Genomic DNA, 22,700 nt, shown 5'->3' on the forward strand with positions numbered 1-22,700 from the left:
ATGAAATTCGCAACCTACTCCGCCGAGGGCGCCACCTATTTCGGCGCTGTGACCGATGCCGGGATGATCGCCCTGAACAGTGCCGCGCCGCAGTGGCCAACCCTGTTCGACGCGGTCTGTGCGGACGGGCTGCAAACGCTGGCCGATATTGCACGCGACCGGCCCGTGACGCACAGGGATGTCCAATATGAAATGGTCCTGCCCGAGGCCCGCCGCATTCTCTGTGTCGGTGTGAATTTCCCGGACCGCAATGCCGAGTACAAGGACGGCAGCGAACAGCCAAAATACATGTCCCTCTTTCCGCGCTTTGCCAGCGGGTTCACAGGCCACGACCAGCCACTGATCCGCCCCCCCGAAAGCCACCAACTCGACTACGAGGGCGAGGTAGCGATTGTCATTGGCAAGGGGGGGCGCCGCATCGCGCAGGCCGATGCCTACGACCACATCGCGGCGCTCACCATCTGCAACGAAGGCACGATCCGCGACTGGGTGCGCCACGCGAAATTCAATGTCACTCAGGGCAAGAACTGGGATCGGTCGGCTGCAATGGGGCCATGGCTTGTCCCGTTCACTGATGCGCGCCTATTGGACGACGCCCGCATCATCACCCGCGTGAACGGCGAGGTGCGACAGGACGATGTTCTGGCCCGTATGATGCACCCCATCCGGCGAGAGATCGAATACATCTCGACCTTCATGGCACTGCAACCCGGCGACATCATCGTAACGGGTACGCCCACGGGGTCCGGCGCACGGCTTGATCCACCTCAATTCCTGGCACCCGGCGACGTGGTAGAGGTCGAGGTTAACGGCATTGGTATTTTACGAAACACAATTCAGGACGAAATTGAATGACGCCGGAACAACACGCTCAGGCCGCCTCTGATCTATTGCACGCCGAGGCGACGGGCACTCAGATTGGCCTGCTGTCGCAACAATACCCCGCGATGGATGTGGATGACGCTTATGCCATCCAGAACGCGATTCACACCGCCAAGCTGACGCAGGGGCGGTCGGTTGTGGGCTGGAAGATCGGGCTGACCTCCAAGGCGATGCAATACGCGCTGAACATCGACATACCCGACAGCGGCATCCTGTTCGACGACATGGTGTTCGAACATGGCTCGACCGTCCCTGCGGGGCGTTTCATCCAGCCGCGGGTCGAGGCCGAGATCGCCTTTGTGATGAAAGGGGCGCTGGGTGGCGCTGACGTCACCCGCGACGCGGTGCTCGCGGCGACGGATTATGTCGCGCCATCGCTCGAAATTCTCGATACGCGGATCGTGCGGGCCGATCACCAGACCGGGCAGACCCGCAATGTGTTCGACACCATCAGCGACAATGCTGCAAACGCGGGCATCGTGCTTGGGCCCCAACGGTACCAACCTGGCGAATTTGATCTGCGATGGGTCGGGGCCATCACCAGCCGCAATGGCGAGGTCGAGGAAACCGGCCTTGGGGCCGGGGTGCTGAACGACCCGGTGCAAAGCGTCGTTTGGCTGGCGCGTCGCATGGCCAACTATGGGCAAAGCATCGCGCCGGGTCAGGTGATCCTGTCCGGCAGCTTTATCCGCCCGGTGGAATGCCCGCCCGGTTCGCAGATTTCGGCCGATTTCGGTCGGTTCGGCGGTGTTGAGATCGCGTTTGCCTGACCGGGGTCAGCAGTACCGCTCGGGGCCTTCCCACTGCGTCGATGTATAGCGATCTCCGGCGGCCCATCCGACTGGCAGAACGGCGTCGATCCGGGCCAGATCATCCGCGCTCAACGTCATCTCCATCCCCTGCAACAGTTCTGCCAGATGCGCAGTGTTCTTTGTGCCGGGGATCGGCAACACGTGGTCGCCGCGCGACACCAGCCACGCAATCGCCACCGCCGCTGCGGGCGCGCCCATCTCTGCGGCCAGCGCGCGGAACCGGTCGGTTGCGGCGATGTTGGCGCTGTAGTTCGGCTCGACGAAACGCGGGTTGTCCTTGGTAAAGGCCATCGACTGCCCGTGTGCGTAGCTGAACGGCGCATCGGTCAGAAACGCCCGCCCAACGGGGGAAAACGCGACCAGCGTGACGTCCATTTCGGCGCAGGTCTGGATCAGCCCCAACTCAGGCGCGCGGGTCGACAGCGAATATTCGGACTGCACCGCCGCAATCGGGCATTCAGTGGCGGCGCGACGCAAGGTGTGGGGCGCAATCTCTGAAAAGCCCACGGCGCGGGTCTTGCCTGCGTCGATCAGTGACTTGAGCGTTCCGGCCACGTCCTCGGGGCTGTGGGCGGTGTCCAGCCTGTGCACATAGAACAGATCAACATGATCAACACCCAGCCGTTGCAGGCTCTCGTCCAGACACTGCGTGAGGTAGGCGGGATCGTTGTTGAACCGTCGCTCCGGCTGGCCGGTGATGCCGGCCTTGGTCGCAAGCACCATGTCATCCCGCGCGCCGGGTGTGTCCTTGAACCAACTGCCGATGATCTCTTCGGACCGGCCCGCGCCATAGACGTTTGAGGTGTCGATATGGGTCACGCCCGCATCCCGGCAGGCATGCAGCACGGCATGGCTGTCTTCGGGTGTGGCGTTTCCGTAGATCCCGGCGAATGACATCGCGCCAATGCCGAACTGAGACACCGCAGGGCCACTTGCCCCCAGACGGATGGTTTTCATGGCTGAACTCCCCTGCCTTGCTGCCCGTGCAGGTATAGGCCGCCGGGCCGCGGAACGCACCCGAATTGCGGCGCGCAGGTGCTGTCCCCGCGGGGACAAAACTCAAGTGCTTTTATCTATTGGATTTTTGCCAGTGTAGGTCCAGCGATAGCCGGGTGGGGTCGGCCCCTTGTTGCGCCCGCCCTGCTGGGTCTGTTCCCACGCATGAGACAGGATGCCAACAGAGCGCGACAAACAGAAAAGGCCCCGCGCCAACGGTGCCGGAAACCCCAGTTCGGCAAAGATGACGGCTGTCGCGCCGTCGATGTTCATCGGAATGGGTTTGCCCTTGGCCTCGGCCAACGTGGTCTCGACCGCGCGCGCAATAGCAGCAAAACGGCCAGTGACGACATCCGCCGCTGCGGCGTCATCGACCAGCGCCAACAGACGCGGCGCACGTGGGTCGACTGGCGTGTGAAACCGGTGGCCAAAGCCTGGGATGTATGGCCCGTTTTCAGCGCGCCACTCGTCCAGCACAGCCTCAGTATCCGCAGGGTCGCCAATGCGGTGAAACAGCACAACCGCCTGTTCGCCCGCGCCACCATGCACATCGTCCAGCATGTTCACCGCCGACGCCATTGCACCGTTCAGCCCCAAACCGCAGGTCACGGCCATACGCGCGGTCGCAATGGACGGCGCTTGCGGGCCATGGTCCACCGCCGCAACCAGCGCCGCCTCGAGCAGATGGGCCTCTTCGGCGCTGGGCATGTCACCGCGCGTCATCAGCCAGATCATCTGGACAAAGCCGACAGTGCCGATCAGGTCCTCGATCGGATGCCCGCGCATCCGGATCTGACCGGGGGCCATGTCGATGATCTCTGTCTGCCACCAATCGGATACGTCGCTCATATCGCCCCCTTTTCGGTCAGGTCCCTGATGTCCGACGCGTCCAGCCCCAGCGCGCCCCAGACCTCGGACGCATGCGCGCCCAGTTCGGGTGGCGGCGTGCCGACCTCGAGCGGTGCGCCGTCCAGTTTGACCCCGGTGTTCACCACCGAGATATCGCGCCCCACACCCGGCACATCGGCAAATTGCGACAGCAATCCGCGCTCTGCCACCTGAGGATGATCGAGCACGTCAGCCACGGACATGACGGCCCCCGCAGGCACGCCAATGCGGTTCAGGTCCCGCGCCAGATCGCGCGCGGTGTGATCGGTCAGTGCCGCCTCGATACGTGCGCGCAGGGCATGCCGGTTGCGCTTGCGGTCTTCGCGGGTGGCATAGTCGGGGTCGTCCCGCAAGACCGCCAGCCCCAGATGGTCCGACAACAGCACCCACTGTTCGTCCTTGTTGGCGGCGATGTTGATCAACCCGTCGCCTGTTTGAAACGCGCCCGATGGTGCGGATGTCGGGTTTTCATTCCCATGTGCCGCAGGCATCGCCCCCGCGATCAGGTGGTTGGAGACAACCCAGCCCATCGTGGCCAGCACGCTTTCCAGCATCGAGCAGTCGATAAAGCAGCCCCTGGGCCGCGCATTCAACGCCGATGCAATGGCAAAGGCCGCCGTCATTCCGCCCACCGTGTCCGCCACAGGGTATCCGACACGCAGCGGGGCGCTGTCAGCGTCGCCCGTGATCGACATCACACCCGACACGCCCTGAATGATCTGATCATAGGCGGGGCGGTCGACCCACGGTCCGTCCTGCCCGAAGCCCGAGATTGCGCAATAGATCAAGTCCGGTTTCACGTCCCTTAGGGCGTCATACCCAAGACCCAGCCGGTCCATCACTCCGGGGCGAAAATTCTCGACCACCACATCTGCAGTGGCCACCAGCCGCAGAAACAGCACCTTGCCGTCGGGGTGCTTGAAGTTGACGGTGACCGACCTCTTGCCCGCGTTCTGGGCGAGAAAAGACACGCCCATATGCGCAGCATTCAGCTCCGGATCGGCACCAAGCTGGCGGGCAAGATCGCCGCGCCCCGGTGCCTCGACCTTGATCACGTCAGCGCCCATATGCGCAAGCTGGTGGCAGCAAAAGGGCCCGGCCAGAACATTGGTCAGGTCGAGCACCCGGATGCCGGCAAGCGGTTTAGTCACCGTCGGCCACGCCCTCGGCCCGTGCCCGCGCGCGCCGCGCCCGGTAGCTGGGCAGGATCACCAACAGCGCCGCGACGATCAACAGACCAAGCGTCATGGGGCGTTCCCAGATGAACCCGATACCATCATAAAGCTGCATGGACCGGCTGAAGTTGTCCTCGAGCATGCCGCCCAGAATGAAGCCGATCAGCAGCGGTGCCAACGGATAATCGGCAAAGCGCAGCACGGTCGCACAGACGCCAAAGCCCACAAGCAACAGCAGTTCGGTCGCGTTGTTTTGCCCGATATAGGCCCCCATCAGCGTAAAAAAGAGGATGAATGGGATCAGGAAATTGCGCGGCACCGCGAGGATCTTGGCGATGTAGGGGATCAACGGCAGGTTCAGGATCAGCAGCACAAGGTTACCGATATACATCGAGATGATCACCGCCCAGAAGATCTGCGGATCGTCGAGCATCAGCCGAGGGCCGGGCGTGACGTTCAGCGCAATGAGCGCGCCCAACAGGATGGCCGTGGTGCCCGAGCCGGGAATGCCCAGCGTCAGCAGCGGGACAAAGGACCCGGTACAGGCCGCGTTGTTGGCAGTCTCTGGCGCGGCAAGACCCTTGATCGACCCTTTGCCGAACTCCTGTTTTTCCTTCTCTGGCGCGATGTTGCGCTCGACCGCGTAGCCCAGGAACGACGCGATGGTCGCCCCCGCACCGGGCAGCACGCCGATGAAAAAGCCTTGCAGCGATTGGCGACCAATCACCGGCGCAATGGATTTGGCTTCGTCGCGGGTGATGCGCAGATCCTTGATATCGCCGGACTGGCCGGACTTGGACCGCGCGGGGTCCATGACCAGATACAGCGCCTCGGGCAGCGCAAACATCGCCATGGCCAACGTGATGAAGGCAAAGCCGGATTGCAGGTCCATCAGCCCCATCGTGAAACGCGGCATGTTAAAGAGCGCGCCCTCGCCAACGGTGGCCATGATCAGGCCCAGCAGGGTCATCATGATGGCCTTGGCCACCTGACCGGTGCCCGCAAAGGCCGCGATGGCCGACAGGCCCACAACCATCAGTGCAAAGTACTCGGCAGAGTGGAACAGCAGGGCCACGGATGACAGCATTGGCGCAAAGATCATCAACAGGATGGCCCCAACCGTGCCGCCACAGAAAGACGCGATGGCGGCGATGGTCAGTGCTTTGCCCGCCTTGCCGTCACGGGCCATGGGGTAGCCATCAAAACTGGTTGCGACCGTGCCCGCGACCCCCGGCGCGTTCAGCAGAATGGACGAGGTCGAGCCACCAAAGATGGCGCCGTAGTAGACGCCAGCCAGCAGGATCAGCGCGGCTGAGGGATCACCCAGCGAGATGGCGACAGGGATCATGATGGCGATGATCGACATCGGGCCAAGGCCCGGCAACATACCGATGAACGTGCCGATGAGACAGCCGCCGATGACCATGAGGAGGTTTTGAACAGAAAAGGCCGTTTGCAGGCCGATCAGGATACCTTCGAGCATGTTCTCAAACCCCCATGAATGCTGGCAGGGGGCGCAGGAAGATGCCCAGCACCACCTGCACCAGATACCATACGATGCCAGTGGCAAGGCCCGCGACAACGATCATCGTGATCCAGCGGCGCTCGCCCAAAATGGCGGAACCTATGACCAAGAACCCCACCGTTGCGGCGATGAAGCCCGCAGGACGCAACAGCAGTGCATAGGCAACCATTAAACCAAGCAGCAAACCGGCCTGGCCGAGTTTGAACTCTTTGAGCTGGCGATAGACGGTGACCGAAGGGTCTTGGTCGCGGGGCTTGTCGGGCTTTTCCAGCCCAAGCACGATGATGAGCCCCACAAGAATGCCAATGATGGACAACACCTTGGGGAAGGTCGACGGCCATATGGGATTGCGCTGCATGAACGGGGCAAGACCCGCATCCATCGTGAACCAGGCGGCATAGCCATAAGCCACAAATATTCCAAGCAGGACCAAACCGATCCAACGATCAAGCGCCATTATCACCCTCCCAACGGGGGGTGTCCCCGCGGGGACACCCATTAAATTTACCTGAGAGGGAGGCGCGATCCTGGGGGCGCTGCCCCCGTCCTGCGGACTCCCCCGAGGTATTTTGGGCGAAAGGAAAGCAAATTTTGAGAAAATGCTCTCTAGTCTACCCGTACGGTACAGGCTGAGGAGCCGATGACCGTGCGAGAGGAAGGCCGTTGAAAAGCCTTTGATCGGGAGGGGAGGCCATGGCGGTCTCCTCTTCCTTTCGCCAAAAATACCTTGGGGAGCGCGAGGGGAAAATCCCCTCGCACAAGCTTAGATAGTGTGCGGCGCAAGCCGCGCCTTTGGATCAGAGGAAGCCGAGTTTCTTCATCAGATCGCCGATGACCTTTTCCTGACCTTCGAGGAAGGTTTTGAAGTCGTCACCGTTGTTGTGGATGTTGACCCACCCGTTGCGGGCGCGCACGGCTTCCCATTCGGGTGTTGCATACATTTTGGCGATGGCATCCTGATAAGCGGCCAGTTGTGCCTCGGGCAGACCGGGTGCTCCGAAGAACCCGCGCCAGTTCACGAACTCGGTGTCGATGCCCTGTTCCATCATGGTCTGCGCATCCGGGTATGCATCCACGCGCTCAGGTGCGGTGACGCCGATGATCTTGACCTCGCCCGCATTGGCCAGGTCGACCGCTTCGGAGAAGCCTGTGGACAGCGCTGCGATCTCACCCGACAGCAGGGCTGCCATGGCTTTGCCACCCGCATCGTAGGGGATGTATTTCACGCCAAGCGCATCTTTGCCTGCCGCTTCCATCACCATCGCGGCGACGAGGTGGTCCATACCACCGGGGACAGATCCGCCGCCCACGGCTGTTGCACCGGGATCGGCGTCATAGGCTGCGATCAGGTCGGCCATCGAGTTGATCGGGCTGTCCTTGCCCACAACCATGGCTGCGTAGTCACCGATGGTGCCTGCAACCAGTGTCAGGTCGCGGAAGTTGTGCGGGAACACGCCTGTGAGCGACCGGATCACGATGGGGGTCGAGTTGACCATCAGCGTGCCGTGGTTGCTATCGGCGTTTTCGATCAGGAAGCCGATCGCCTTGCCACCGCCGCCGCCCGACATGTTCTCAAAGGATGCCGTGCCCACGAGGCCAGCCCCTGTCAGTGCCTCGCCCGTACCGCGCGCGGTGCCATCCCAGCCGCCGCCGGCGCCGCCGGGGATCAGAAAGTGGATGCTGTCGACGACCTGATGGCCATCTGCCATTGCCTGACCGCCAAGGCCCAACGCCAAAGCAGCACCGAGCAGAGCCCTGCGGCTCAGTTCAAACGTTTTCATAATGTCCTCCCATTTGACTTCACATGCGTTGCACGCGAATGGTGACAGTCAAACACCCGAACCTGACACAGACCTGTCACGGTCAGAACACCGGCACATGCGCATGAAATATCTGCTGATCGAAGACAATACAGAGCTGGCGGCCGCGCTGTGCGACCGGATGCGGCTGGATGGGCATGTCATGGATCACGCCGCGACCCTGTCCGAAGGCGCGGATTTTCTGCGGGTCGGGGAATATGACCTGATTCTGTTGGACATCATGTTGCCGGATGGGGATGGGCGGCGGTTTCTGGAACGGCACCGCGCGCAGGCCAATGACACGCCAGTGATTGTGCTGACGGCGCGGTCCGAGGTGTCCGACCGGGTGGGCATGCTGGACCTTGGCGCGGATGACTATTTGACCAAACCGTTCGATCACGCGGAACTGCAGGCGCGGTGTCGCGCGGTTTTGCGCAGGCGGACGGGGTCCGCGCAAACCGTCATACGGCGGGGTACGGCGGCGCTGGACCCGGTGGCGAGTGTGCTGACGATTGGCGACACAGAGGTCACGTTGCGCAACCGCGAACTGCGCTTGCTGGAATTGTTCATGAACGCGCCGGGCCAGATCTTTTCCAAGGGCAAGCTGGTGGACCGGCTGTTTTCCTATGACGACACGGTCACGGAAAACGCGATCGAGGTCTATGTCGGGCGCCTGCGCAAACATCTGGAGCCGTCGAGCGTGACTATCTCGACCCATCGCGGCCTGGGGTATCGGTTGGATGACGGGTAGGCCATGGTCCCTGCGGCGACGCCTGACGCTGACGTTGATCGGCGGGGCGGCGGTTTTGGCGATCTTGTTCTATCTCGTGGTGCGCACCTATGCGCAACAGATCGCACAACAAAGCCAGGACCGTATCCTGGAGGCGTCGGTGACATCATTGCTGGACGCCGCCGTGGTGCGCGACGGTCAGATCGAACTGGACGTGCCCTATGCCGCCTTTTCCATGCTGGACACGGCGGCGGATGACCGGGTGTTCTATGCCATTCAGCAGGGCAATGAGTTTCTGAGCGGCTATGACGGGTTGGCGTTGGACGATGCGGATCCCGGCGCTGGCCCAATTTTCGCGACGCGCGCGTTTCAAGGCACTCAGGTGCGGGTGGCGCGCCTGACGCGCAACCTGCCGGCCAGTCCGCGGCCCGTTCTGTTGACGGTCAGCGTGGCACAGACGCGGGACAGTCTGGCAGGGACGTTGTGGACCATTTCGGTCAATGCAGCCGTGTTTGGTGCCGCGTTCTTTCTGTTGGCGGCGGGCATGGCGCTTTGGACGTCGGCATCGACCTTGCGTCCGCTGGGGCAAATCGCGGCCTCGGTGGCGCGTCGTGGGCCAGGTGACCTGCGGCCTGTGATCCGTCCGGTCCCGCTTGAGCTGTCACCACTGGTTGCGTCCTTCAACTCGCTGATGACCCGGTTGAGCCATTCGCTGACCCAGTCCGAGACCTTTATCGCCGAGGCCGCCCACCGTGTACGGACGCCGCTTGCCACCGTGCGCAGCCATGCCGAAGCCACGCTGATGCGCGTCGACAAGGACGAAAACCGGCAGGCCCTGCGGTCGATGATCCGCGCCATCGACGAAAGCAGCCGCGCGGCGGGGCAGCTTTTGGATCATGCCATGGTCACCTTTCGCAGTGACCAGTTGGAGACGCAGGACGTCGATCTGGTGACCATCTGTTCTGAGATCGTGGACCGTCTGACGCCGGTGGCTGAGATGATGGATCTGGAGTTGGGATTGCAGAGTGATGGCCCGGTGCCGGTGCGAGCGGATCCGATCCTGATCCAGAACGCGGTGCGCAATCTGGTGGACAACGCGTTGAAGTATTCGGCGGCCGAAGGTGCGATACAAATCACGGTTACCGCACGGCCCAGCCCGACGATCACGGTCACCGATCAGGGCATCGGGTTTCCACAGACGGAAATGGCGTCGCTGTCGCAACGGTTTCAGCGCGGTGACAATGCCAAGGGGACTGTGGGGTCCGGTCTGGGCCTGACCATTGCCAAGGATGTGGCCGAGGCCCATGGCGGGCGGTTGGAATTGCGAAACATGGAGGCGGGCGGCGCATGCGCAATCTTGCATTTGTGATCTTTGGTCTGTGGGCCGGTCTGGTACATGCTGCCGAACTGGAAGACAGGCGTCTCTTTGAGGGGGCGGCGGGGCAGGTCACGCTGCGCGTTCTGTCCAGCACGGACACTGATATTTTTGCGCCTATTCTGGATGGGTTTCTGGAGCGCAATCCGACGATCGACATCGACTATGCCGTGGCCGGATCAGCCGATATCGTCACCTTGATTTCCGACTGTCCCGATTGCTTCGATGTTGTGATCTCCAGCGCGATGGACCTGCAACTGAAGCTCGCGAATGACGGGTTGGCGCGGCGGTTGCCGGGGTTGAATGGCGCGCCGGGCAGCCAGTGGCGTCAGAGCCTCTTTGGCTTTACGCTGGAGCCTGCAACCGTGGTATTGAACCGTGAGGCCTTTGCCGGGCGGGATGTGCCCGAAACACGGCAGGAACTGATCGAGGCGCTGCGCGCGGACCCGGAGCATTTTCGCGGCAAGCTGGGGACCTACGATGTGCGCCTGTCGGGCCTTGGATACCTGTTTGCCACCCAGGATGCCCGCACGTCCGAGACCTATTGGCGCCTGATGGAAGTGTTCGGGAACCTTGATGCACAGCTATATTGCTGTTCGGGCGACATGATCGACGATCTGGCGCGGGGCGATCTGTTTGTGGCCTACAACGTGCTGGGCAGCTATGCGTCGAGCCGTCCGGAGACGCGGGACAAGGTGGCGATCATCACCCCGCGTGATTTTGCCACGACGATGATGCGCACGGTGCTGGTGTTGGACAGCACCACCCGCGAGGCGGCGGCGACCGCGCTGGTGGGGCATCTGATCTCGGGGGCGTGGACCGCGCAGGATCGGCCCGGTTATCCTCTGCCTTCGATTGGGGCCGCTGACCCCTCTTTGTTGAATGTCGTGTCACTTGAACCGGGGTTGCTGGTCTATCTCGACCGCCTCAAGCGGCAGTTGTTCCTGGGGGCGTGGTCGTCGGCATTGGTGCGTTAACAGCCTTGTTGGTTACAAAACCAACCATTACGCATGTAACCAAACAGGACCCGTTGTTTACATGACCACTGCTGCCCCACTGACCCTCTATAGCTATTGGCGTTCCACGACGTCCTACCGTGTGCGTGCCGCGCTGAACCTCAAGGGCGTTGCCTATGACATCGTGCCGGTGGATCTGGTGGCGGGGGCGCAGCGGGCGGACAGCTATGCCGCACTGAACCCCGGACAGGGGGTGCCGACGCTGGTTCTGGCCGACGGGACGGTACTGACGCAGTCGCTCGCCATTCTGGACTATATCGAGGCGACGTGGTCGGACCCTGCGCTTTTGCCTGCGGACCCGGTTGCGCGGGCGCAGGTGCTGGCAGCGGCGCATACCATGGCGCTGGACGTGCATCCGGTGAACAACCTGCGCGTCGTGACCCATCTGCGTGACGTCTATGATGCGGGCACCGATGGCGCGATGGAGTGGATGCGCCACTGGATGTCCCAAGGGTTTGCCGCGCTCGAGGTGTTGGTGCGCGACGACACGCCTTTTGCCTTTGGCGCCGCGCCTGATCTGGCGGACCTGTGTATCGTGGCGCAAGTCTATAATGCGCGGCGCTGGGGCGTGGACCTCGACCCCTTCCCGAATGTCGCGCGGATCGAAGCCGCCTGCCTTGCGCACCCGGCCATTGCCGCCGCACATCCTGACCAACAACCCGACGCATCCTGAAAGGACCCGACCATGGCCAAGGCCTTTGCCTCCCAAGGGGACATGACCGAAAAGACCATCACCTTTGACGAGATCGGCGAGGGGTTGTGGGCCTTTACCGCCGAGGGCGACCCCAATTCGGGCGTGATCATCGGCGATGAGAGCGTGATGATTGTCGAGGCGCAGGCGACCCCGCGTCTGGCCGAAAAGGTGATCGAAAAGGTGCGGACGGTGACGGACAAGCCGATCTCTCATCTGGTGCTGACCCACTATCACGCCGTCCGCGTGCTGGGCGCGTCGGCTTACGGCGCCGATCAGATCATCATGTCCGACATGGCACGCGGCATGGTGGCCGAGCGCGGGCAAGAGGATTGGGACAGCGAGTTCCAACGCTTTCCCCGTCTGTTCGAAGGGCACGAGAGCATTCCGGGGCTGACCTGGCCGACCACGACCTTTTCCGATGCGATGACCGTTTATCTCGGATCGCGGCGCGTGGACATCAAGCACGTGGGCCGCGCCCATACCGCGGGGGATGCGGTGATCCACGTGCCGGATCAGAATGTGATGTTTACCGGCGACATCGTCGAATACCATTCGGCCTGTTACTGTGGTGACGGGTATTTCGGCGACTGGGGCGGGACGCTGGACGCGATCAAGGCCTACGGTGTGGACGCCATCGCGCCGGGGCGCGGCGATGCGCTGGTGGGGTCCGAGATGGTGAACAAGGCCATCGAAAGCACCCGCGATTTCGTGGACAGCACCTACCGCCCCGCCGCACGGGTCGCGGCGCGTGGGGGCACGTTGAAAGAGGCGTGGGATGCAGTGCGCGCCGAATGCGATCCGAAGTTCAGCGACTACGCGATCTATGAGCACTGCCTGCCCTTCAACGTCGCCCGCGCTTATGACGAGGCCCGCGGCATCGCGCATCCCCGCATCTGGACGGACAAGCGGGACATCGAGATGTGGGAGGCGTTGCAGGGGTGATGCCTGTCTTGAGCAATCCTCGTAACTTGATGTTGGAGGCAATGGCTTGGGTATGTGGCCTCAAATGGCGCAATGCCCAAAGGGCCTATGACGACGCAGTCCGTGATCACCAGTCGAAATTCCCGTCTATGGGTCAGACGCAAAGATCCGCGCAAGTTAAGCTGGATCCGAAGCTCGCCTCACTGAGACGCAATGCTCGGAAAACGCTGTTGGTGTCGATTGCTATCGATATTTTTGTTCTGGGCGGCATTTTCTTGATGTTTGAATTGGGGAGACGCTGAATATGGTGGATGTGCGCTATGACATAGCTTTCCAACTCTACCCCTACGCCCCTGTCGAAGCGCAGACGATGCCTGCGCAACGCCACCCTGTTGTGATCGTCGGTGGCGGCCCCATCGGGATGGCCTTGGCGCTGGACCTTGGGCGCAAGGGGACGCCTGTGCTCGTGCTCGATGACCATGACGGTGTGGGGCAGGGCAGTCGGGCGATTTGTTTTGCCAAGCGGACGCTTGAGATCGCCAACCGCCTCGGTGCCGGGCAGCGCATGATTGACAAGGGCGTGGTGTGGAACGTGGGCAAAGTGTTCCATGGCGATGACCGCGTGTTTCAGTTCGACCTGCAACCCGAGGATGGGCATCGCTGTCCGGCCTTTATCAACCTGCAACAGCCCTATTTCGAGAAATTCCTGGTGGACGAGATCCGCGCAGCACAAGAACAGGGCGCGCCGATTGAGATACGGGGGCGAAACGCGCTGACCGGGATGGACCAGCGCGGCGACCACGTGCTGCTGGACGTGGACACGCCCGACGGCCCCTACCAGATCGAGGCGGAGTGGCTGATCGCCTGCGACGGCGCGCGCAGTCCGATCCGGGACATGATGGGCCTCAGTTTTGATGGTCGTGTGTTCGAGGACAATTTCCTGATTGCCGACGTGCACATGACAGCGGATTTCCCGACCGAGCGGTGGTTCTGGTTCGAGCCGCCTTTCAAGGATGCGGGCCAGTCGGCGCTGCTGCACAAGCAACCCGATGACATCTGGCGCATCGATTTCCAACTGGGTTGGGACATCGACCGGGAAAAGGAACTGCACCCCGACAACATCCGCGCGCGGGTCGATGCGATGCTGGGTGAGGGGGCGGAATACACGTTGGAGTGGACCTCGATCTACACCTTCCAATGCCGTCGGATGCAGGAGTTTCGCCACGACCGGGTGATCTTTGCCGGGGATTCGGCGCATCAGGTGTCACCCTTTGGCGCGCGCGGGGCCAATAGTGGGGTGCAGGACGCGGACAATCTGGCGTGGAAGCTGGACTATGTGCTGCGCGGGCTGGCGCCCGAGACGCTGCTCGACAGCTATTCCGAGGAACGCGCGGTGGCGGCGGATGAGAACATCCTCAACTCCACCCGCGCCACGGATTTCCTGACCCCAAAGAGCGAGATCAGCAAGGTTTTCCGCAATGCGGTGCTGGAACTGGCGCGGGACCACGCCTTTGCCCGGCCTTTGGTCAATTCGGGGCGGTTGTCGGTGCCGTGTGTCTATGACGGGCTGTCGCTCAATGGGCCGGACATGCTGGATGGGCCGGCGCGGACGCGGGTGGGTGCACCTGCGGTGGATGCCAAGCTGGGCGATGCGTACTTGCTAGACCGATTGTCTGATGGGTTTACGTTGCTGTGCATTGATACGGCCGCGCCCGATCTGGATAACGTGGAAGGTGTGCCGATTGCGCACCTCGAACTGACGGGCAAGGGCAGCCCGTATCTGACAGAACGGTATTTGGGGGATGCGGACAGTGCCGTTTACCTGATCCGGCCGGATCAGCATATCGTGGCGCGCTGGGCCACCGCGACTGCGGACGATGTGACAGCGGCAATGCGCACGGCGCTGGGAAAGGGGACGGCATGACACTCAACCTTGATCCGAACATCCCGGACCCGGACGGGTTTTACGACGAACTGCTGGCTGCGCATCAGGGGCTGAGCAAAGAGGGCAGCGACGCGCTGAACGCGCGGCTGATCCTCGTGCTGGCCAATCATGTGGGGGATCGAGATGTATTGCGCGCGGCGCTGGCCGCGGCGCAGCGTCAGGTGGTTTCGACGCAGTGACGGCGGAACGCGCGCTTGAGCATGTCCAGTTCGGCGCGCAGCAACTCGACTTCGGCGCGGATATCGTCGCCAAGCGCCTCACCGGCGATCAAGGTAAATTCACCCAGCTTTTCGCCATCGGTGGAGTCCGTGACGACAAACACCTGCACACCATCGGCAATCGCCTCTGCCGGGATCGGCACCTGGACCAGCCAATTGCCGTCCTCGCCCCCCTCAGAGACCTGAACATCCGGCACGTCCTTGTCGAGATGCGTCACCTTGATCTGTGGCACGCCGCTGCCTGACTGGGCAATCAGGCCTTGCCAAATGCCGTGGCGCATCTTGGTCGGGGTCAGTGTCAGGGTGGTCATGGGCGGTCCTGTGTCACAATGCGGCGCGGGGGCGGCGAGAGAAGGTGAGGTCACGCAGCGTGACCTGGTTCATTTCCGGCCCTTCAAAGATCAGGTCGATCCATGCCCGTTCCACGCGCTTTTCGTTCAGCTTGGAATAGGCCAGGTCGAACTCGACGGTGACGTTTTCCTGATTGAGAGGCAGTTCGCGCACAATCTGTTCGGTGTTGGGGCCGTGCCGGATGTTGAGCCGGCCAAAGATTTCGAGCGGTTTTTCCATCTCGACGATGGCGTTCATACCCACAAGGTGGGTTTTGCGCAGGCCCTGCACGGACTCGGGGGGCAGGTCGATGACCAGCGACAGGAACGAGCCGTCAAACTGGAAAACGTCCATGCGCAGGCCGTAGGGCGCCAGGTCTTCTTCGCGCAGGTTGCGGATCTGGCGCAGGGTCAATTCGCTCAGTGCACAGTCGTGGAACAGCGTCGCCTCGCGGCCCAGCATCGATTTCGTCTGGACCGAGGATGCACCGGGTGTGGGCAACGGGCCGCGCCACAGCTCTGGCCGCCAGGACCAGTCGGCGTTGTGGGGGCGTGGAAAGCTGGTGGCACCGATGGCGGGCAGGGCCAGCCGTTCGTCGGCCTTGTGGATCAGACGGTCGAGGTGGCTGCGCATGAGGCGCGCGGCACTGCGCAGGCCGCGCAGTTCATCCAGCCGTGTTTCGCCCGCATTGCGGGCGGCACGGGCCCAGCGGCGCATCGCGCGTCGATGCGCCAGTTTGTCGATGAGCCTGATGCTTTTGCCTGCCATATGCCCCTGCGTCGTCCTGCGCCACCTGACGTGGTGGACACTTTATCTATGTCAAAGGTTTCTCTGAAATAAACCGGCGAGACCTGATTTGCTCGATTGTTTTGCCGGTGTCGTTGCAGATTTGTCCTGTGTCGCGGCTGTTTGGCTTTGGGTGCGGGTCATAGTCTGGATCAACAGGGCGGGTGCATCATCGCCCAGTTCGGGGCCATCCGCAGCCTCGTAAATGGCAAACCCGACCGCCTGTGTCCCGATGGTGCCAACCGCGCGCCAGAACACGTCTCGTACACCCGGCCCCGGTGGGGTGCCGCGCACCTGCGCCAGGGTCAGCGTGTCGGTGGTTGTGCTGTTCAACACGGTTTCACCATTCGCACCAAGTGTCGCCGGCGACACGTCTTGGCCGTCCAGTGCCGCCACGGTGGTTGCCGTGATGATCGCAAGCGGCTGGCCCAGCCCGGTTTCCCCGCCCAGCGTGTCGCACCGTGCGATCAGGGCAAAGCTGGCGCGCAGGCTGCGCTGGTCGATGCAGTAACCATCTGGCGGCACCAAGGTCACCGCGCCACGGCCCAGTTCAGCCGTCAGCAGCGGCGCGGGTGTGGCCGCGCCGCCCAGGTCAATCTGTCCGATATCGTCGCAACCTGCGAGAACCGCCAGAGCGGTCCCCGCAACGAGACCCTTACAGGTCCATGTATTCATGGCGTTCGACCTTGGCGCCGGGATGCGTCACCGCCCCCTTGTAGGTTTCACCCACGAGCTGTGCGTATTTCCACAGCGCGCCTGAGGCATAGATCGTTTCGCGCGGGCCTTTCCAGTCGGCTTTGCGCGCGGCCAGTTCGTCGTCGGTCAGGTCGACATTGATCGACCCTTCGATGGCGTTGATGGTGATCACGTCGCCGTCCTTGAGCAGCGCGATGGGACCGCCATGGGCCGCCTCGGGACCAACGTGACCCACGCAGAAGCCGCGTGTCGCGCCCGAGAACCGGCCATCGGTAATCAGCGCAACCTTTTTGCCCATACCTTGACCCGACAGGGCCGCAGTGGTGGCCAGCATCTCGCGCATGCCCGGACCGCCCGAGGGTCCTTCATTGCGGATAACGAAGACTTCGCCTTCTTCATAGGTGCGGTTCTGTACGGACTCGAACGCGTCCTGCTCGCATTCGAACACGCGCGCCGGACCGGTAAAGATCTGGTGCTGAGGCTCGATGCCCGCGACCTTCACGATGGCGCCTTCGGGGGCGATATTGCCCTTGAGGCCCACAACGCCGCCGGTCTTGGTGATCGGTGTCTCAACCGGGTGGATGACGCGGCCATCGGCCTCGCCTTGGATCTTGTCCAGTTCCTCGCCAATGGAGTTGCCGGAGGCGGTGATGCAGTCCTCGTGCAAGAGGCCCGCCTTGCGCAGCTCTTTCATCACCACATAGACGCCGCCCACCTCATAGAGGTCCTTGGCCACGTATTGCCCGCCGGGTTTCAGGTCGACGAAATAGGGGGTGTCGCGGAAAATCTCGCAGACATCATCGAGATAAAAGTCGATGCCTGCCTCGTGCGCCATTGCGGGCAGGTGCAGACCGGCATTGGTCGACCCACCGGTACAGGCAACGACACGTGCCGCGTTCTCGAACGCTTCGCGGGTGCAGATGTCGCGCGCACGGATGTTGCGCTCGATCAGGGTCATGACGGCCGCGCCGGACGCCTCGGCATACTGGTCGCGCGACTGGTAGGGTGCGGGTGCGCCGGACGAATTGGGCAGCGCCAGGCCAATCGCTTCGGACACGCAGGCCATGGTGTTGGCGGTGAACTGGCCACCGCAGGCCCCGGCGGAGGGGCAGGCCACACGCTCCAGAATGTCCAGCTCGGCCTCTGTCATGGTGCCGTTTTGCTGGTGGCCCACGGCCTCGAACATGTCCTGCACTGTGAGGTCGCGGTTTGCATATTCGGCGGGCACCTGTGCGCCCGACGGCGCGCGACCCGGCAGGATCGACCCGCCATAGAGGAACACGGACGGCACGTTCAGACGGATCATCGCCATCATCATGCCGGGCAGGGATTTGTCACAACCCGCCAGACCCACGATGGCGTCATAGCAGTGGCCGCGCATGGTCAGCTCGACCGTGTCGGCAATCGCCTCGCGGGAGGCGAGCGACGACCGCATGCCCTCGTGGCCCATGGCGATCCCGTCGGTGACGGTGATGGTGGTGAATTCGCGGGGCGTGCCATAGGCAGATTTCACACCCATCTTGACCGACTGTGCCTGACGGTTCAGCGCGATGTTACAGGGGGCCGCCTCGTTCCAGCAGGTTGCGACGCCAACCAGCGGCTGGTGGATTTCTTCTTCGGTCATGCCCATGGCGTAGTAGTAGGACCGGTGCGGCGCGCGTGCGGGCCCCTCGGTCACGTGACGGCTGGGCAGCTTGGATTTGTCGAACTTGCCTTTGAGCATCTGGCGTCTCCCTGAAAGCGTTGCAGACCGGAATAGCCATTGGCCCAGTGGCCTGCAAGCGCCACGCGCGGTTGTAATGGGACATAGCGGGCACTAGGTTTCCCAAACGGCACGCGCCGGGCTGTTTGATCGGCCATTTGGACAGGGACGCGGTCGATCAGGTCAGAGTATGGATTCCACCCTTTTTGCGTTCATCTGGAAACACTCCAAGCGCGACCAGCTGATGCTGCTGGCGCTGACGGTGGTGACCTTCCCGTTTCTCTACGTCACGCTGGAGTTGCCCAAGCGGATCATCAACGACGCCATTGGCGCCACGGATTCGACCATCGACGTGCTGGGGTTCCAGATTACGCAGATCCAGTTCCTGCTGGCCTTGTGTTTCGGATATCTGGGCGCGGTGTTGGTGCATGGCCTGCTCAAGATGCGATTGAACACGATGAAAGGTGTGACCGCCGAACGCCTGTTGCGCCGCTTCCGGTTCCAGTTGATCAGCCGCATGTTGCGGTTTCCGCGCAGCTATTTCCGATCCACCAGCCAGGGCGAGCTGGTCAGCATGGTTACATCCGAGGCCGAGCCGATGGGCGGTCTGATGGGCGATATGGTGGCCCAACCGGTGTTCCAGGCTGGCCAGATGCTGATCATCCTCGTGTTTCTGTTCCTGCAATCGGTGTGGTTCGGGCTGGCCGGTATCGCGCTGATCCCGCTTCAGGCTTGGCTTATCCCGCTGTTGCAACGGCGCATCAACCTGCTGAACAAGGAACGGATCAAGCACGTGCGCGCGTTCTCTGCCGAGATCGGTGAGAGTGCGGCGGGCATTTCCGACCTGCGCACCAATGGCGGCCTGCGGTTCCGTCTGGCCCAGTTCACCTCGCGCCTCGGTCACATCTTTGACCTGCGCTTCCGTATCTATCAGCAAAAGTTCTTTATGAAGTTCCTCAACAACTTCATCACCCAGCTGACGCCGTTCTTTTTCTATTCGGTGGGTGGGTATCTGGCCATTCGCGGGGACATCACCGTGGGCGCGCTGGTGGCGGCGATTGCGGCCTACAAAGACCTGTCGAGCCCGTGGAAAGAGTTGCTGACCTATTACAACCAGACGCAGGATATGGCCCTGCGTTGGGAGATTGTCACAGACCGGTTTGCCCCGCGCGACATGGTCGACGAGAGCCTGTTCGAGGGTGAGCCAGACGAAATCCCGCACCTGCGCGGCGACATTGTTCTGAACAACGTGACCGTGCGCAACACCGACAACAACCCCGTGCTGGAACGGATGGACCTGACCATTCCACAAGGCAGCCGCGTCGCAATCCAGGCCAAGAACCAGACCGAGCGTACGGCGCTGGCCGAATTGCTGACCCGCGAGGTCCTGCCCGACCGGGGCACGGTCGAGATGGCGGGCTATGATCTGGCGCATCTGCACCAGGCGGTGATCTCGGCACGCATCGGTTACGCCCATTCGCGCCCCTACCTCTTTGACGGGACCCTGGGCACCAACCTGCTGATGCCGCTGATGACCAGCCCAAAGCCGCGCGAGGACGCCCCGCGCAGGGACCGCGTCCTGAACGAGGCACGGCGGTCGGGCAACAGCCTTGATACTGTGGATGCGGATTGGCTGGATCCGTCACTGGCCGGGCTGAACAGTGCCGACGAAATCCGCAAATGGTGGTTTGAGTTGGTGCAGGCCATGGGTATCGACGAATTCATGTTCCGCCGCATGCTGAACAGCCGGATCGACCCCAAGGCGCACCCGGAACTGGCCAAGGCCATTGTCGACCTGCGCCCGGCGGTGGAACACTGTTTGCAAGACAAGGGCGTGATCGACGCCGTCTATCGGTTTGACCCGGACGAATTCAATCCGGCGGTTCCGTTGGGCGGCAACCTGCTCTTTGCGGCGCCGTCGCGTGACATCAGCCAACAGGGGCTGGCCCGCGATGCACGTTTCATCAACCTGCTGTTTGAACATGGGCTCGCCGAACAAGGCATCGCCATCTCGCAGACCCTGATCGAAACGCTGCACCAGACCTTTGGTATGGACGGCACCAACCACCCGCTGTTCACCGCGCTCAACATCGAGGAAGAGATGTACGAGCAATTGGTCGACATCGCCGGTCGCCGCCGCGAACGGGGTGATGTGGCGCTGACCGATGACGAATTTGCCCTGCTGCTCACCGTGCCGTTCGCCTTCACCGCCGAACAGATCGGCCCGGCCTTTCCCGACAGCTTTAAAAAGGACATCGTGGGCATCCGAAAAACAAGCGGTGCGGCCCTGCGCGCGCAGACGCAGAACGTGTTTGTGCCGATCCAGCCGGACACGTACTTGCCGCGTCTCACCTTGCTTGAAAATGCCCTCTATGGCCGGATTTCGATGGTGGCTGGCACCAAGGGTGAGTTGATCGAAGACCTCGTTGCCGATCTGCTGACCGAAAATGACCTGCGCCGCTTGGTGGCCGAGACGATCTTTGACATCCGCACGGGGTTGGGCGGCACCAACCTGCCTACGATCTTCCACGAGCGCGCAGCGTTTTCGCGCGCGGGCATCAAACGCCCCGATGTACTTGTTCTGGATCGCGCACTTGCCAGCCACAGCGCCGAGGAACGGCGGCGTACGCGGGTCGCCCTGCGCAAGCTGTTGCCCGAGTCCACACTGATCTTTCTCGAAGAGAAGTTCGAGAACCCTGACGCCTATGACCTCTTTGTCGAAATCAAGGACGGGCGCATTGACGGGCTGCAAGTGAACGAAGACGAAGAAGAGGGCGATGACCTCAGCCGCAAGCTGCGCGCGATATCGCGGGCCGATCTGTTTGCGGGCATTGATGGCCGCAATCAGCGTCTGCTGGCCTTTGCCGCACAGTGGTACGACGCCGAGCCGGGGCAGCGTATCTTCTCGATGGAAGAGCGCGCGGACGCGGCCTATTTGTGTGTGTCCGGCACCGCGGTGCTCAGCTATGACGCAGACAACGGGGTTGAGCGTGCGGTGACCACCGTGGAACCGGGACGCCTGATCGGGGACCTGTCGATCATTCTGGACGAACCGCGCCAGTTGCATCTGACAGCCCAGAGCGACGTGACTTTCCTGCGGATTGGCGCTGCGGAATTCCGCGCGGTTTTGGAAAACGACTCGAACGTGCTCATGAGCCTGCTCAAGACCGTGTCCAGCCACCTGACCGGTGCCGCCGACCTGTTGCGGCAAGCCAACGTGCAGATCCCACAGGAAGAGGGCCCGCCACCCCCGCCGCTTGACGAATGAGCGTCTGGTCCTTTGATTACCGCCCGCACCGGCGTTTCGTTGCGACGGCGGAACACAGTGCGCAGGTGTGGCGTTTGCTGTTGGGCATCGTGCTGGCTGCGGCGATATTTCTTGCGCTGTCCCGGATGTTGATCAGCACCGTGTTCACGGTGCTTGAGCCGGGCGCACGGTCTACCTTGATCGCGGACGGGTCGTCGGGCCAGACAGCGGGCGGGATGCTGTTGATGCTGTTCCAGCTGGGCCTCTTGGCGGTCACGGCGGCCATTGTGGTGATCATGGTGCACAAGCGTCGCCCCTTGACGCTTATCGGCCCGTTGGGTTTGGCGGCGCGTCAGTTCATGGCCGTGCTGGCGATACTCGCGATCCTGATCGTGGTGCTGACGATCTTGCCACCCTACGGCTATGGCGACGATGGCGGCGCATTGGAACGGAACATGGGTCTGGGGCGCTGGCTGTTGCTGTTGCCCTTCGCGCTGATTGCGGTACTGGTGCAGACCGGGGCCGAAGAGATTTTCTTTCGCGGGTACATCCAGCAACAACTGGCTGCGCGGTTCCGATCCCCGATGATCTGGATGCTGTTGCCCGCGTTTCTGTTTGGCATCGGCCACTACCTGCCCGAAAGTGCGGGCAGCAATGCCGTGACCATTGCTGTCTGGGCCACGGTGTTTGGCCTGTTGATGGCAGACCTGACGGCGCGCTCAGGCACGTTGGGACCTGCGATGGCGGTGCATTTCGTCAACAACATCTCGGCCATGGTGCTGACCAGCACACCCGACGAGATGTCTGGCCTCGCGCTCTATGTGCTGCCGTTCGGTATCGGGGACGAGGCCGCGATGGCGGCGTGGTTGCCGGTGGATTTCGGGTTCATGCTGGTGATGTGGCTGGCCGCGCGCCTTGCCATACGCGCCTGACGCAACCGACGGCGCTGATTGCAATTGGTCC

The 22,700-nt window shown here is 62.4% G+C and carries 21 protein-coding genes; 11 read left to right on the top strand and 10 right to left on the bottom strand.

Going from position 1 to position 22,700, the window contains the following annotated elements; translation table 11 throughout:
• Both Q0936_RS01205 and hpaH read left to right on the top strand, forming a co-directional pair.
• Positions 1–855 carry a fumarylacetoacetate hydrolase family protein gene (locus Q0936_RS01205; RefSeq protein ID WP_299297278.1) on the top strand — a complete coding sequence of 285 codons (855 nt, stop codon included), beginning with the start codon at positions 1–3 and terminating at the stop codon, positions 853–855.
• Positions 852–1,652 (top strand): 2-oxo-hept-4-ene-1,7-dioate hydratase, encoded by an 801-nt coding sequence (gene hpaH / locus Q0936_RS01210; RefSeq protein ID WP_299297280.1) that lies wholly within the window; start codon positions 852–854, stop codon positions 1,650–1,652. The genes Q0936_RS01205 and hpaH overlap by 4 nt, the downstream gene beginning before the upstream one ends.
• A 6-nt stretch (positions 1,653–1,658) precedes the next feature.
• Here the strand turns inward: hpaH and Q0936_RS01215 are convergent, their stop codons facing one another.
• From Q0936_RS01215 to Q0936_RS01240, 6 genes are all read right to left on the bottom strand, one after another.
• Entirely contained in the window at positions 1,659–2,651 is a 993-nt protein-coding gene (locus tag Q0936_RS01215) for an aldo/keto reductase (RefSeq protein ID WP_299297282.1), read from the bottom strand.
• 102 nt (positions 2,652–2,753) lie between these two features.
• Positions 2,754–3,539, bottom strand: coding sequence for a citryl-CoA lyase (locus Q0936_RS01220; RefSeq protein WP_299297283.1), 786 nt, complete (start codon positions 3,537–3,539; stop codon positions 2,754–2,756).
• A complete protein-coding gene (locus Q0936_RS01225; RefSeq protein ID WP_299297284.1) occupies positions 3,536–4,729 on the bottom strand; it encodes a CoA transferase in 1,194 nt (397 codons plus the stop codon). Before Q0936_RS01225 ends, Q0936_RS01220 begins: the two co-directional genes overlap by 4 nt.
• On the bottom strand, positions 4,722–6,236 hold the full coding sequence (locus Q0936_RS01230; protein WP_299139344.1) for a tripartite tricarboxylate transporter permease: 1,515 nt from the start codon (positions 6,234–6,236) through the stop codon (positions 4,722–4,724). Before Q0936_RS01230 ends, Q0936_RS01225 begins: the two co-directional genes overlap by 8 nt.
• A gap of 4 nt (positions 6,237–6,240) precedes the next feature.
• Complete coding sequence (locus tag Q0936_RS01235) at positions 6,241–6,735, bottom strand: tripartite tricarboxylate transporter TctB family protein (RefSeq protein ID WP_299139342.1); 495 nt, start codon at positions 6,733–6,735, stop codon at positions 6,241–6,243.
• A 340-nt stretch (positions 6,736–7,075) separates the two neighbouring features.
• On the bottom strand, positions 7,076–8,059 hold the full coding sequence (locus tag Q0936_RS01240; protein ID WP_299297286.1) for a tripartite tricarboxylate transporter substrate binding protein: 984 nt from the start codon (positions 8,057–8,059) through the stop codon (positions 7,076–7,078).
• A 103-nt stretch (positions 8,060–8,162) separates the two neighbouring features.
• Between Q0936_RS01240 and Q0936_RS01245 the strand changes: the two genes are divergently transcribed.
• From Q0936_RS01245 to Q0936_RS01275, 7 genes are all read left to right on the top strand, one after another.
• Complete coding sequence (locus Q0936_RS01245) at positions 8,163–8,828, top strand: response regulator transcription factor (RefSeq protein WP_299139337.1); 666 nt, start codon at positions 8,163–8,165, stop codon at positions 8,826–8,828.
• On the top strand, positions 8,818–10,176 hold the full coding sequence (locus Q0936_RS01250; RefSeq protein ID WP_299297287.1) for a sensor histidine kinase: 1,359 nt from the start codon (positions 8,818–8,820) through the stop codon (positions 10,174–10,176). The genes Q0936_RS01245 and Q0936_RS01250 overlap by 11 nt, the downstream gene beginning before the upstream one ends.
• Positions 10,155–11,159, top strand: coding sequence for an ABC transporter substrate-binding protein (locus Q0936_RS01255; protein ID WP_299297288.1), 1,005 nt, complete (start codon positions 10,155–10,157; stop codon positions 11,157–11,159). The genes Q0936_RS01250 and Q0936_RS01255 overlap by 22 nt, the downstream gene beginning before the upstream one ends.
• Before the next feature lie 61 nt (positions 11,160–11,220).
• Positions 11,221–11,871, top strand: a complete 651-nt coding sequence (gene maiA / locus Q0936_RS01260) for a maleylacetoacetate isomerase (protein ID WP_299297289.1) — start codon at positions 11,221–11,223, stop codon at positions 11,869–11,871.
• A gap of 12 nt (positions 11,872–11,883) precedes the next feature.
• A complete protein-coding gene (locus Q0936_RS01265; protein ID WP_299297291.1) occupies positions 11,884–12,834 on the top strand; it encodes an MBL fold metallo-hydrolase in 951 nt (316 codons plus the stop codon).
• 283 nt (positions 12,835–13,117) lie between these two features.
• Entirely contained in the window at positions 13,118–14,737 is a 1,620-nt protein-coding gene (locus Q0936_RS01270) for an FAD-dependent oxidoreductase (protein ID WP_299297292.1), read from the top strand.
• Positions 14,734–14,937, top strand: coding sequence for a DUF2783 domain-containing protein (locus tag Q0936_RS01275; protein ID WP_299297294.1), 204 nt, complete (start codon positions 14,734–14,736; stop codon positions 14,935–14,937). Before Q0936_RS01270 ends, Q0936_RS01275 begins: the two co-directional genes overlap by 4 nt.
• On the opposite strand, the gene Q0936_RS01280 is transcribed toward Q0936_RS01275, so the two are convergent.
• The 4 genes from Q0936_RS01280 to ilvD are packed head-to-tail and all read right to left on the bottom strand — an operon-like array spanning position 14,916 to position 18,511.
• The gene (locus Q0936_RS01280) at positions 14,916–15,287 is read right to left on the bottom strand and encodes a hypothetical protein (protein WP_299139319.1); all 372 of its coding nucleotides are present in this window, start codon (positions 15,285–15,287) and stop codon (positions 14,916–14,918) included. The two genes, Q0936_RS01275 and Q0936_RS01280, sit on opposite strands and share 22 nt — an antisense overlap.
• Before the next feature lie 13 nt (positions 15,288–15,300).
• Positions 15,301–16,074 carry a DUF6478 family protein gene (locus tag Q0936_RS01285; protein WP_299377809.1) on the bottom strand — a complete coding sequence of 258 codons (774 nt, stop codon included), beginning with the start codon at positions 16,072–16,074 and terminating at the stop codon, positions 15,301–15,303.
• 51 nt (positions 16,075–16,125) lie between these two features.
• A complete protein-coding gene (locus Q0936_RS01290; RefSeq protein ID WP_299139315.1) occupies positions 16,126–16,767 on the bottom strand; it encodes a hypothetical protein in 642 nt (213 codons plus the stop codon).
• Complete coding sequence (gene ilvD / locus Q0936_RS01295) at positions 16,748–18,511, bottom strand: dihydroxy-acid dehydratase (RefSeq protein WP_299139313.1); 1,764 nt, start codon at positions 18,509–18,511, stop codon at positions 16,748–16,750. Before ilvD ends, Q0936_RS01290 begins: the two co-directional genes overlap by 20 nt.
• Positions 18,512–18,680: 169 nt before the next feature.
• Here ilvD and Q0936_RS01300 point away from each other — a divergent pair, with 169 nt between their 5' ends.
• Both Q0936_RS01300 and Q0936_RS01305 read left to right on the top strand, forming a co-directional pair.
• Entirely contained in the window at positions 18,681–21,758 is a 3,078-nt protein-coding gene (locus Q0936_RS01300) for an ABC transporter transmembrane domain-containing protein (protein ID WP_299139311.1), read from the top strand.
• Entirely contained in the window at positions 21,755–22,669 is a 915-nt protein-coding gene (locus Q0936_RS01305; protein ID WP_299298796.1) for a CPBP family intramembrane glutamic endopeptidase, read from the top strand. The genes Q0936_RS01300 and Q0936_RS01305 overlap by 4 nt, the downstream gene beginning before the upstream one ends.
• The last annotated feature ends 31 nt before the right edge of the window (positions 22,670–22,700 follow it).

Source organism: uncultured Tateyamaria sp. (assembly GCF_947488715.1).
Classification (GTDB): domain Bacteria; phylum Pseudomonadota; class Alphaproteobacteria; order Rhodobacterales; family Rhodobacteraceae; genus Tateyamaria.